The organism is Pseudomonas sp. TH21, assembly GCF_016651025.1.
In the GTDB taxonomy this organism is placed as follows: domain Bacteria; phylum Pseudomonadota; class Gammaproteobacteria; order Pseudomonadales; family Pseudomonadaceae; genus Aquipseudomonas; species Aquipseudomonas aylmerensis.
The window spans coordinates 1,235,843-1,247,521 of record NZ_JAEKEQ010000001.1 but is presented as its reverse complement, the minus strand read 5'-3'; the positions used below and the strand labels follow the sequence as shown (position 1 = coordinate 1,247,521).

The following is an 11,679-nucleotide window of genomic DNA, read 5'->3' as shown; positions in this document are numbered from 1 at the left end:
GGGTTTTGCTGTAGTGATCACAGAATGCAAATGTGGGAGAGGGCCTGCTCGCGAAGGCGCAGGGTCAGTCAATAGATTCGATGACTGACCAGCGCATTCGCGAGCAGGCCCACTCCCACAGTTTGATCGCTCCAGGGCAGGCGTTTATTGCGCCAGCCGCACCTGTTTTTCCAGCTCGATCTTCAAGCCAGGCTCCAGCTTGAGTTGCCGCGCCAGCTCATCGAGGTAGGCCTTCTCCATGAAATTCTCCTCATCCACCAGCATCACGCTGGCGATGTACATCTCCGCGGCCATTTCCGGGGTGCTGGCGGCGCGGGCCACATCGGCCGGGTCCAGGGGTTTGTTCAGTTCGGCGTGCAGCCAGCTGTGCAACTCGCGGTCATCGTCCAGCTTGGTGAATTCGCCTTCGATCAGCGCGCGCTCGCGCTCATCCACATGCCCGTCCGCCTTGGCGGCGGCTACCAGGGCCTTGAGGATGCCCTGGCTGTGTTGCTCGACTTGGGCCGGTGGCAAACGGTCGATGGTTTGCGGTTCGCCTTGAGGTGCGCTGGCCTGGTTTGCCTGCCAGTTGCCATAGGCTTTATAGGCAATGACACCCAACGCGGCGAGCCCGCCGTAGGTCAGGGCCTTGCCGCCGAACTTGCGGGCTTTCTTGTTCCCCAGCAGCAGGCCCATGGCCCCGGCCGCCAGGGCGCCACCGCCAGCACCACCGAGCAGACTGCCAAGGCCACCACCGCCCAGCAGCCCGCCAAGGGCGCCTTTGTCGTCCGGCTTGCGCTGGCCGCCGGCCTTGTTCTGCAACATGTCCTGGCCAGATTTGAGCAGTTGATCGAGCAATCCACGGGTATTCATTCGCAGCCTCCAGACACTTGGGTTCGTAGGACCAATAGGCTCCCAGCGTAAAACTAAGTGCCAAAAACCCCCGATCTAGAGTGCTTCCAGATGTAACGCCACTGCCCTTCGCTTAAATCGATATACACTCGGATAAATCTATAAAAACACCCCACTGGTAATTCCAGCATGATGACCTTGCGTCAAATCCGGCATTTCATCGCCGTGGCCGAGACGGGTTCGATCTCCGCCGCCGCGCAAACCGCGTTCATTTCCCAGTCGACCCTGACCCTGGCCATCCAGCAACTGGAGCAGGAAATCGGCGTCAACCTTTTCAACCGCCACGCCAAGGGCATGACCCTGACTCACCAGGGCCATCAGTTCCTGCGCCAGGCACACCTGATCCTTGCCACCGTCGACAACGCCAAGCGCAGCCTGCAGCAGAGCACCGACCAGGTCGCCGGCCAGTTGATCATCGGCGTGACCAGCCTGGTTGCCGGGTATTACCTTGCCGACCTGCTGACCCGTTTCCAGCGCGCCTATCCGAATGTGGAAATCCGTGTGATGGAGGATGAGCGCCCGTATATCGAGCATTTGCTGGTCAGCGGTGAGATCGATGTGGGAGTGCTGATCCTGTCCAACCTCGAAGACCGCCACGCCCTGCAGACCGAAGTCCTCACCCACTCGCCCCATCGCCTGTGGCTGCCGGCGCAGCACCCGTTGCTGGAGCACGACAGCATCAACCTGGCCGATGTGGCGCGCGAGCCATTGATTCAGCTGAATGTCGACGAAATGGGCCACAACGCCCAACGCCTGTGGACTGCAGCCGCGCTGCAACCACGCGTGACCTTGCGCACCGCTTCCACCGAAGCAGTGCGCAGCCTGGTGGCTGCCGGCCTTGGGGTGTCGATCCAGCCGGACATGACCTACCGGCCCTGGTCCCTGGAAGGCGACATTATTGAAGCACGGCCGATTGCCGACCTCAGCCAGACCCTCGATGTGGGCCTGGCCTGGCGCCGTGGCACCGCGCGCCCGGCGCTGGTGGACCCGTTCCTGACGGTGGCCCGCGAACAGCCGCATCCGCGCAAGCCATCTATTTAATCGAATGCTGCATTCAGTATTTAGTATTTGTTGACCTCGCGCCCGACCTCTACTCTCAGCTCATCCATAAGAGAAGGTCAGGCGCCTTGTAAGAGAACGCCCATGGCCACACAAGAAAAGAGATCGCGAAAAATGTCCGGCGCGCCCACCCCGCTGCTCACTGCGTTGCTGATCGACGGCGAACTGGTCCAGGGCCAGGGTTTTGTCGAGCCGATCCTCAACCCGGCCACCGGTGAAGTCCTCACCCAGATCGCCGAAGCCAGCACCGAACAGGTCGAAAGCGCCATCCTTGCCGCGCACCGCGCGTTTGCCGGCTGGTCGCGGACCACGCCGCAGCAACGCTCGATCATCCTGCTGGGCATTGCCGACGCCATCGAAAAACAAGCCGACTACCTCGCTCGCCTCGAATCACTCAATTGCGGCAAGCCCTTGCACCTGGCGCGCCAGGATGACTTGAGCGCCACCGTCGATGTGTTCCGCTTCTTCGCCGGGGCCGTGCGCTGCCAGACCGGCCAGCTCAGCGGCGAATACCTGCCGGGCTACACCAGCATGGTGCGCCGTGACCCGATTGGCGTGGTCGCCTCCATTGCGCCGTGGAACTACCCGTTGATGATGGCCGCGTGGAAGATCGCTCCCGCCCTGGCCGCCGGTAATACGCTGGTGTTCAAGCCGTCGGAACATACGCCGCTGTCGATCCTGGCCCTCGCCCCCGTCCTTAAAGAACTGCTGCCGCGCGGGGTCATCAACATTCTGTGTGGCGGCGGCGAAGGCGTCGGCAGCCATTTGGTCAGCCACCCCAAGGTGCGCATGGTGTCGCTGACCGGCGATATCGTCACCGGGCAGAAAATTCTGCAAGCCGCATCGAAAACCCTGAAACGCACGCACCTGGAACTGGGCGGCAAGGCCCCGGTGATCGTCTGCAACGACGCCGACCTGCAAGCCGTGGTCGAAGGCGTGCGCGCCTACGGCTATTACAACGCCGGCCAGGACTGCACCGCGGCCTGCCGCATCTACGCCCAGGCCGGCATCCACGACAAATTGGTCGCCGAGCTTGGCGCGGCCGTCAGCAGCCTGCGCTTTGCCGGCAAGCGTGATGCCGACAACGAACTCGGCCCGCTGATCAGCACGCGCCAGCGTGACCGCGTCGCCAGTTTTGTCGAGCGCGCCCTCGGCCAGCCGCATATCGAGCGGGTCACGGGTGCCGCCGTGCATTCCGGTGCCGGCTTCTATTACCAGCCGACACTCCTCGCCGGTTGCAAACAAAACGATGAGATCGTGCAGCGCGAAGTCTTCGGCCCGGTGGTCACCGTGACCCGCTTCGATGAGCTGGAACAGGCAGTGGACTGGGCCAACGACTCCGAATACGGCCTGGCCTCGTCGGTATGGACGCAGAACCTGGACAAGGCCATGCAGGTGGCGGCGCGCCTGCAATACGGCTGCACCTGGATCAACAGCCATTTCATGCTGGTCAGCGAAATGCCCCACGGCGGCTTGAAGCGCTCGGGGTATGGGAAAGATCTGTCCAGCGATTCGCTTCAGGACTACAGCGTGGTGCGGCACATCATGGCTAGACATGGGCATCAGCTATAAGCGGCAAGCTTCAAGCTGCAAGTTAAAGCGGATCTGCGTTTGCTGTTGCTTTTGCTTTTGCTTGCGGCTTGCAGCTTGCAGCTTGCAGCTTGCGACTTGTGGCTTGCGGCTTGCGGCTCAGCCCCAAGAGCTACGCTAAAACAATAATCAACCCGTATACCTGTTTTTACTGCCCCGACCATAATTAAAGAAGAGGGAATCCCCATGTCCGCGCACAAGACCGCACTGCTCAGTGCCCTGACCACCGCGCTGCTGGCCAGCGCCAGCCTTCAGGCCGCCGAACCGCTGAAAGCGGTGGGGGCAGGTGAAGGCCAATTGGATATCGTCGCCTGGCCCGGCTATATCGAACGTGGCGAAAGCGACAAGGCCTACGACTGGGTCACCGGTTTCGAGAAGGAAACCGGTTGCAAGGTCAACGTGAAAACCGCCGCCACCTCTGACGAAATGGTCAGCCTGATGGCCAAGGGCGGTTATGACCTGGTCACCGCATCCGGCGATGCCTCGTTGCGGTTGATCGTCGGCAAGCGTGTGCAGCCGATCAACACGGCGTTGATCCCCAACTGGAAAAACCTCGACCCGCGCCTCAAGGATGCGCCGTGGTACGTGGTCGGCCAGCAAACCTACGGCACCCCGTACCAGTGGGGCCCGAACGTGCTGATGTACAACACCAACGTGTTCAAGACCGCGCCCACCAGCTGGAACGTGCTGTTCGATGCGCAGAACCTGCCTGACGGCAAGCCGAACAAAGGCCGCGTGCAAGCCTACGACGGTCCGATCTACATCGCCGACGCGGCGCTGTATCTCAAGTCGACCAAGCCGGAGTTGGGCATCCAGAGCCCTTACGAACTGACCGAAACCCAGTACAAGGCCGTGCTCGAACTGTTGCGCGCCCAGCAGCCGTTGATCCACCGCTACTGGCACGACACCACCGTGCAAATGAGCGACTTCAAGAACGAAGGCGTAGTGGCCTCCAGCGCCTGGCCGTATCAGGTCAACGGCCTGGTCAACGAGAAACAGCCGATCGCCTCGACCATTCCCAAGGAAGGCGCCACCGGCTGGGCCGACACCACCATGCTGCACACCGAGGCCAAGCACCCCAACTGCGCCTACAAGTGGATGGACTGGTCACTGCAGCCGAAGGTCCAAGGCGATGTCGCGGCCTGGTTCGGCTCGCTGCCGGCGGTGCCTGCGGCGTGTAAAGAGAGCGAACTGCTCGGCGCTGAAGGCTGCAAGACCAACGGGTTCGACCAGTTCGAAAAGATCGCTTTCTGGAAAACCCCGCAGGCTGAAGGCGGCAAGTTTGTGCCGTACAGCCGCTGGACCCAGGATTACATCGCGATCATGGGCGGGCGCTAAGCCCTCCCAGGCGACACCGGCCCCATGTGGGAGCGGGCTTGCTCGCGAAAGCGGACTTTCAGTTGATTCATCGGTGACTGACACACCGCATTCGCGAGCAAGCCCGCTCCCACATTTCGACCGAGTCGCCCTCAACACCGCGTTAATTTTTTCAGAAGTCCAGGCCGGGCCGCTGCGACGACCCGCGCCTTTTTGGAGCACCGCACCATGACGCTTGCAGTCCAATTCACCCACGTTTCCCGTCAGTTCGGCGAAGTGAAAGCCGTTGACCGGGTTTCCATCGATATCCAGGACGGCGAGTTCTTTTCCATGCTCGGCCCTTCCGGCTCAGGCAAGACCACGTGCCTGCGCCTGATCGCCGGGTTCGAGCAGCCGAGCGCAGGCTCGATCCGCATTCATGGCGAGGAAGCCGCCGGCTTGCCGCCGTATCAGCGTGACGTCAACACCGTGTTCCAGGATTACGCGCTGTTCCCGCATATGAATGTGCGCGACAACGTCGCCTACGGCCTCAAGGTCAAGGGCGTCGGCAAGGCCGAGCGCCTCAACCGCGCCGAAGAAGCCCTGGGCATGGTCGCCCTCGGCGGCTACGGCGACCGCAAGCCAGTGCAGCTCTCCGGCGGCCAGCGCCAACGGGTGGCACTGGCCCGCGCACTGGTCAATCGCCCGCGGGTGCTGCTGCTCGATGAGCCGCTCGGCGCTCTCGACCTCAAGCTGCGCGAGCAGATGCAAAGCGAGTTGAAGAAGCTGCAACGCCAACTCGGCATCACCTTTATCTTCGTGACGCACGATCAGACCGAAGCGCTGTCGATGTCCGACCGGGTGGCGGTGTTCAACAAGGGCCGCATCGAACAGGTCGACACCCCGCGCAACCTGTACATGAAGCCGGCCACGTCGTTCGTCGCCGAATTCGTTGGCACCTCCAACGTGCTTCGCGGCGAGCTGGCCCAACGCCTCAGCGGCACCCCGCAGCCGTTCTCGATCCGCCCGGAACACGTGCGCTTTGCCGAAGGCCCGCTGGGCGTCGGCGAGGTCGAAATCAGCGGCCTGCTGCACGACATCCAGTACCAGGGCAGCGCCACCCGCTATGAACTGAAACTGGAAAACGGCCAGGCGCTGAACATCAGCCAGGCGAACAACCAATGGCTGGATACCAGCAGCGGCCACCAGGTCGGCCAGACCGTCACCGCGCGCTGGGCGCGGGAAGCCATGACCCCGCTGACCGACATCGCAGGCGAGGTGTGAGATGACTTCGGCCCTTTCCCAACCGCCGATGCGCAGGTTTTCCAACCTGCTGTACCGCAAGCCCAACCTGTACCTGGCAATGCTGCTGGTACCGCCGCTGATCTGGTTCGGCGCGATCTACCTGGGCTCACTGCTGACCCTGCTGTGGCAAGGTTTCTATACCTTCGACGACTTCACCATGGCGGTCACGCCGGACCTGACCCTGGCCAACTTCGCCGCCCTGTTCCAGCCGTCGAACTTCGACATCATCGTGCGCACCCTGAGCATGGCGATCGTGGTGTCGATCGCCAGCGCCATCGTCGCCTTCCCGATCGCCTACTACATGGCGCGCTACACCACGGGCAAGACCAAGGCGTTCTTCTATATCGCGGTGATGATGCCGATGTGGGCCAGCTATATCGTCAAGGCGTATGCCTGGACCTTGCTGCTGGCCAAGGGCGGCGTCGCACAGTGGTTCGTGCAGCACCTGGGGCTGGAACCGCTGCTGCAGTTCGTGCTGGGCATTCCCGGCGTGGGCGGCAGCACCTTGAGCACCTCGCACCTGGGGCGCTTCATGGTGTTCGTGTACATCTGGCTGCCGTTCATGATCCTGCCGATCCAGGCCTCGCTGGAACGCTTGCCGCCGTCCCTGCTGCAAGCCTCGGCGGATCTCGGGGCCAAGCCGCGCCAAACCTTCATGCAGGTGATTTTGCCGCTGTCGGTGCCGGGCATTGCCGCCGGCTCGATCTTCACGTTCTCGCTGACCCTGGGCGATTTCATCGTGCCGCAACTGGTGGGCCCGCCGGGCTACTTCGTCGGCGGCATGGTGTACGCCCAGCAAGGTGCCATCGGCAACATGCCCATGGCCGCCGCGTTCACCCTGGTACCGATCGTGCTGATCGCAGTTTACCTGTCCATCGTCAAACGTCTGGGGGCCTTCGATGCACTCTGAAAAAGCTTCGTGGAGCCTGAAAATAGCGGCTTGGGGCGGGTTGGTTTTCCTGCACTTCCCGATCCTGATCATCTTCCTCTACGCCTTCAACACCGAAGAAGCCGCGTTCAGCTTTCCGCCCCAGGGCTTTACCCTGAAGTGGTTCAGCGTGGCCTTCGCCCGGCCCGACGTGCTCGAAGCGATCAAGCTGTCGCTGCAGATCGCGGCCATCGCCACATTGATCGCCATGGTGCTCGGCACCCTGGCCTCGGCGGCGCTGTATCGGCGCGAATTCTTCGGCAAGCAAGGCGTGTCGCTGATGCTGATCCTGCCGATTGCACTGCCGGGGATCATCACCGGTATCGCACTGCTGGCGACGTTCAAGACGCTGGGCATCGAGCCCGGGATGTTCACCATCATCGTCGGCCACGCGACCTTCTGTGTGGTGATCGTCTACAACAACGTGATCGCGCGCCTGCGGCGTACTTCCCACAGCCTCATCGAAGCCTCGATGGACCTGGGTGCCGACGGCTGGCAGACCTTCCGCTACATCATCATGCCCAACCTCGGCTCGGCGCTGCTGGCCGGCGGCATGCTCGCGTTTGCGCTGTCGTTCGACGAAATCATCGTCACCACCTTCACCGCCGGCCACGAGCGCACCTTGCCGCTGTGGCTGCTCAACCAGCTCAGCCGGCCACGCGATGTGCCGGTGACCAACGTGGTCGCGATGCTGGTGATGCTGGTGACGATGTTCCCGATTCTCGGTGCCTACTACCTGACGCGCGGCGGTGAAAGCGTGGCCGGGAGTGGCGGTAAATAACTGACAACCCATTGCTACTGTTGAAACACGGTCAATGTGGCAGCTGGCGTGCCTGCGATAGCGGTATCAACTCAACCACCGCAATCGCAGGCAAGCCAGCTCCCACAGTCGAACCGGTTTCTCCAGAGATAGAACTGTCGCTTTGAGGAGGAATTAACCATGCAAACCAAACTGTTGATCAACGGCCACCTGGTCGAAGGCGAAGGCCCGGCCCAAGCCGTATTCAACCCGGCGCTCGGCCGCGTGCTGGTGGAAATCAAGGAAGCCAGCGAAGCCCAGGTCGACGCCGCCGTGCGCGCCGCCGATGCCGCCTTTGAAGGCTGGTCGCAGACCGCACCCAAAGACCGCTCCTTGCTGCTGCTCAAACTGGCGGACGTGATCGAGGCCCACGGTGAAGAGCTGGCCAAGCTGGAATCGGACAACTGCGGCAAGCCCTACAGCGCCGCACTGAACGATGAGATCCCGGCGATTGCCGACGTGTTCCGCTTCTTTGCCGGTGCCAGCCGTTGCATGAGCGGGTCGGCTGGCGGCGAATACCTGCCCGGTCACACCTCGATGATCCGTCGCGACCCGGTGGGCGTCATCGCTTCCATCGCGCCGTGGAACTACCCGCTGATGATGGTCGCCTGGAAAATCGCCCCTGCCCTGGCTGCCGGTAATACCGTGGTGCTCAAGCCGTCGGAACAAACCCCGCTGACGGCGTTGCGCATGGTCGAACTGGCCGCCGATATTTTCCCGGCCGGTGTCCTCAACCTGGTGTTCGGGCGTGGTCCGACCGTGGGCAGCCCGTTGGTGAACCACCCGAAAGTGCGCATGGTGTCGCTGACCGGCTCCATCGCCACCGGCGCAAATATTATCTCCAGCACCGCCGACAGCGTGAAGCGCATGCACATGGAGCTGGGCGGCAAGGCCCCGGTGATCATCTTCAACGATGCCGATATCGACGCGGCCGTCGAAGGCATTCGCACCTTCGGCTTCTACAACGCCGGCCAGGACTGCACCGCGGCGTGCCGCATCTATGCCCAGGCGGACATCTATGATGCGTTTGTCGAGAAGCTCGGCGCGGCAGTCGCCAGCATCCAGTACGGCCTGCAGGATGACCCGGCCACCGAGCTCGGCCCGCTGATCACCGCGCAGCACCGCGACCGCGTCGCCGGCTTTGTCGAACGCGCCGTGGCCCAGCCGCACATCCGCCTGGTGACCGGCGGCAAGGCGGTGGAAGGCAATGGTTTCTTCTTTGAACCGACGGTGCTGGCCGATGCGCAGCAGGACGACGAAATCGTGCGCCGCGAGGTGTTCGGGCCGGTGGTGTCGGTGACTAAATTCACCGATGAAGCGCAGGTGCTCGGCTGGGCCAACGATTCGGACTACGGCCTGGCGTCATCCGTATGGACCGCCGATGTCGGACGCGCCCATCGCCTGGCCGCGCGTTTGCAATATGGCTGCACCTGGGTCAACACCCACTTCATGCTCGTCAGTGAAATGCCCCACGGCGGTCAGAAACTGTCCGGGTATGGCAAGGACATGTCCATGTATGGGCTGGAGGACTACACCACCGTACGCCATGTGATGTTCAAGCACTGACGCTTTACCCCTGTGTGCGGGCTTGCCCGCGATGGCGGCGTGTCTGTGCCGACGCTATCGCGGGCAAGCCCGCTCCCACAGGGGACCTCCTCATAACAATAAATAATTCGTAGGTTCCCATGGACATTACCCGCCGCGACTTCCTCAACGGCGTCGCCATCACTATTGCCGCCGGCATGACCCCGCTGCAAATCCTCCAGGCCGCGCCCGACGGCCGCTACTACCCGCCCGCCCTCACCGGCCTGCGCGGCAGCCATGTCGGCTCGTTCGAAGTGGCGCACCAGATGGGCTGGGAAAAGAAGGTCTTCGACACCGACAAACTGCCGATCACCGAGGACTATGACCTGGTGGTGGTCGGGGGCGGCCTGAGTGGTCTGTCGGCGGCGTGGTTCTACCGCGAGAAGCACCCCAAGGCGAAGATCCTGATCCTGGAAAACCACGACGACTTCGGCGGCCATGCCAAGCGCAATGAATTCCAGGCCGGCGGCCGCATGATCATCGGCTACGGCGGCAGCGAGGCGTTCCAGTCGCCCAACCACCTCTACAGCAAGCAAGTGAATGGCCTGCTGAAAAAACTCGGGGTGAACATCAAGCGCTTCGAGACCGCCTTCGACCGCCAGTTCTACCCGGGCCTGGGGCTGTCGCGCGGGGTGTTCTTCGACAAGGAGAACTTTGGCGAAGACAAACTGGTGACCGGCGACCCGACGCCGATGGTCGCCGACGACATCGCGCCCGACCAATTGCATGCGCGCTCCATCAGCGACTTCATCAATGACTTCCCGCTGCCACCCGCCGACCGTCAGGCGTTGATCGAGCTGCACACGGCGCCCAAGGATTACCTGCCGGGCAAGACGGCCGAGCAAAAGGCCGACTACCTGGCGGTCACCAGTTACCGCGATTTCCTGCTGAAGAACGTCGGATTATCGGAAGGCGCGGTGAAGTACTTCCAGAGCCGCACCAATGACTTCATGGCCTTGAGCATCGATGCCGTGGCATCGTCCGACGCCTATAACGTGGGATTCCCAGGTTTCGGCGGCATGAACCTGGCACCGATCAGCGAAGAAGCCGCTGCCGAAATGGAAGAGCCCTACATCTACCACTTCCCGGATGGCAACGCGTCACTCGCACGCCTGCTGGTGCGCAGCCTGGTCCCCGGCGTGGCACCCGGGCACACCATGGACGATATCGTGCTGGCAGCGTTTGACTACGCCAAGCTCGATCAACCCAAGGCGCCGGTACGGGTGCGCTTGAACAGCACGGCGGTCAGCGTGCGCAACGTGGGCGACAGCGTGCATATCGGCTACAGCCGTGGCGGACAACTCACACAGGTGCGTGGCAAACGCTGCATCCTGGCCTGCTACAACATGATGATCCCGTACCTGCTTAAGGACCTGCCGGCCCCCCAGGCCCACGCCTTGAGCCAGAACGTGAAATTCCCGCTGGTGTACACCAAGGTGGTGATCCGCAACTGGCAGTCGTTCCAGAAACTTGGCGTGCATGAGATTTACGCGGCCACCCAACCGTACAGCCGCATCAAACTGGACTACCCGGTGAGCATGGGCGGCTACGACCACCCGCGCGACCCGACGCAGCCGATTGGCTTGCACATGGTCTACGTGCCCACCAGCCCCAACAGCGGCATGAACGCCCGCGACCAGGCGCGCGCCGGGCGTGGCAAGTTGTATGCGCAGACCTTCGAGCAACTGGAAACGCAATTGCGTGACCAACTGCAACGCATGCTCGGCCCGGGTGGGTTCAACCACGAGACCGATATCCTCGGGATCACGGTGAATCGCTGGTCCCATGGCTATGCATACTTTTCCAACAGCTTGTTCGACAACGCCGGCGAGAGCGAAGCGCTGATGAACCTGGCGCGCAAGCCGCTGGGGCACGTGAGCATCGCCAACTCGGATGCGGCGTGGAGTGCGTACGCCCATGCGGCGATTGATGAGGCGTACCGGGCGGTCGGCGAGGTGAGTTGAAAGCCACGTGTGGCGAAGGCTTCCTGTGGTAAGCGGGGCGTGGCCCGCGTTGGGCTGCGCAGCAGCCCCTTCGAGGCAGCGGTGCTCTTTGAGACACACCGGATGTCGGGTATTGGGGCTGCTTTGCAGCCCAACGCGGGGCAAGCCCGCTCGCCACAGGGGGACTGTCTGCTCCTGAGAAATACCTTGTTTCATATGCAACGCCATCACGCCGCTATCAATCATTTTTCCTACGTCATCGAACCGCTTAAGCTATCCGGCGT

General features: G+C 62.5%; 9 protein-coding genes. 8 read left to right on the top strand and 1 reads right to left on the bottom strand.

The genetic code is table 11. The features are described from left to right. Positions 1 to 144 precede the first annotated feature (144 nt). A complete protein-coding gene (locus JFU04_RS05495; RefSeq protein WP_120447764.1) occupies positions 145 to 852 on the bottom strand; it encodes a tellurite resistance TerB family protein in 708 nt (235 codons plus the stop codon). A gap of 168 nt (positions 853 to 1,020) precedes the next feature. On the opposite strand from JFU04_RS05495, the gene JFU04_RS05490 reads away from it, so the two are divergent. From JFU04_RS05490 to JFU04_RS05455, 8 genes are all read left to right on the top strand, one after another. Next, on the top strand, positions 1,021 to 1,932 hold the full coding sequence (locus tag JFU04_RS05490; protein ID WP_065903213.1) for a LysR family transcriptional regulator: 912 nt from the start codon (positions 1,021 to 1,023) through the stop codon (positions 1,930 to 1,932). 132 nt (positions 1,933 to 2,064) lie between these two features. Beyond that, a complete protein-coding gene (locus JFU04_RS05485; RefSeq protein ID WP_065903215.1) occupies positions 2,065 to 3,522 on the top strand; it encodes a gamma-aminobutyraldehyde dehydrogenase in 1,458 nt (485 codons plus the stop codon). Positions 3,523 to 3,726: 204 nt separating this feature from the next. Then, a complete protein-coding gene (gene ydcS / locus JFU04_RS05480; protein WP_201143638.1) occupies positions 3,727 to 4,878 on the top strand; it encodes a putative ABC transporter substrate-binding protein YdcS in 1,152 nt (383 codons plus the stop codon). 207 nt (positions 4,879 to 5,085) lie between these two features. Then, positions 5,086 to 6,120, top strand: coding sequence for an ABC transporter ATP-binding protein (locus JFU04_RS05475; RefSeq protein ID WP_201143637.1), 1,035 nt, complete (start codon positions 5,086 to 5,088; stop codon positions 6,118 to 6,120). Position 6,121: 1 nt separating this feature from the next. Next, the gene (locus JFU04_RS05470) at positions 6,122 to 7,051 is read left to right on the top strand and encodes an ABC transporter permease (RefSeq protein ID WP_106804986.1); all 930 of its coding nucleotides are present in this window, start codon (positions 6,122 to 6,124) and stop codon (positions 7,049 to 7,051) included. After that, on the top strand, positions 7,041 to 7,850 hold the full coding sequence (locus JFU04_RS05465; RefSeq protein WP_065903232.1) for an ABC transporter permease: 810 nt from the start codon (positions 7,041 to 7,043) through the stop codon (positions 7,848 to 7,850). Before JFU04_RS05470 ends, JFU04_RS05465 begins: the two co-directional genes overlap by 11 nt. Positions 7,851 to 8,009: 159 nt before the next feature. Further along, positions 8,010 to 9,434, top strand: coding sequence for a gamma-aminobutyraldehyde dehydrogenase (locus JFU04_RS05460; protein ID WP_065903235.1), 1,425 nt, complete (start codon positions 8,010 to 8,012; stop codon positions 9,432 to 9,434). Positions 9,435 to 9,553: 119 nt separating this feature from the next. After that, positions 9,554 to 11,416 carry an NAD(P)/FAD-dependent oxidoreductase gene (locus JFU04_RS05455; RefSeq protein WP_201143636.1) on the top strand — a complete coding sequence of 621 codons (1,863 nt, stop codon included), beginning with the start codon at positions 9,554 to 9,556 and terminating at the stop codon, positions 11,414 to 11,416. The last annotated feature ends 263 nt before the right edge of the window (positions 11,417 to 11,679 follow it).

Excerpts from the sequence above, each read along its gene's own strand:
- JFU04_RS05455 (WP_201143636.1), top strand. The coding sequence starts at position 9,554 with ATGGACATTACCCGCCGCGACTTCCTCAACGGCGTCGCCATCACTATT.
- JFU04_RS05490 (WP_065903213.1), top strand. The coding sequence starts at position 1,021 with ATGATGACCTTGCGTCAAATCCGGCATTTCATCGCCGTGGCCGAGACG.
- JFU04_RS05475 (WP_201143637.1), top strand. The coding sequence starts at position 5,086 with ATGACGCTTGCAGTCCAATTCACCCACGTTTCCCGTCAGTTCGGCGAA.
- JFU04_RS05495 (WP_120447764.1), bottom strand. The coding sequence starts at position 852 with ATGAATACCCGTGGATTGCTCGATCAACTGCTCAAATCTGGCCAGGAC.
- JFU04_RS05460 (WP_065903235.1), top strand. The coding sequence starts at position 8,010 with ATGCAAACCAAACTGTTGATCAACGGCCACCTGGTCGAAGGCGAAGGC.
- JFU04_RS05470 (WP_106804986.1), top strand. The coding sequence starts at position 6,122 with ATGACTTCGGCCCTTTCCCAACCGCCGATGCGCAGGTTTTCCAACCTG.
- ydcS (WP_201143638.1), top strand. The coding sequence starts at position 3,727 with ATGTCCGCGCACAAGACCGCACTGCTCAGTGCCCTGACCACCGCGCTG.
- JFU04_RS05485 (WP_065903215.1), top strand. The coding sequence starts at position 2,065 with ATGTCCGGCGCGCCCACCCCGCTGCTCACTGCGTTGCTGATCGACGGC.
- JFU04_RS05465 (WP_065903232.1), top strand. The coding sequence starts at position 7,041 with ATGCACTCTGAAAAAGCTTCGTGGAGCCTGAAAATAGCGGCTTGGGGC.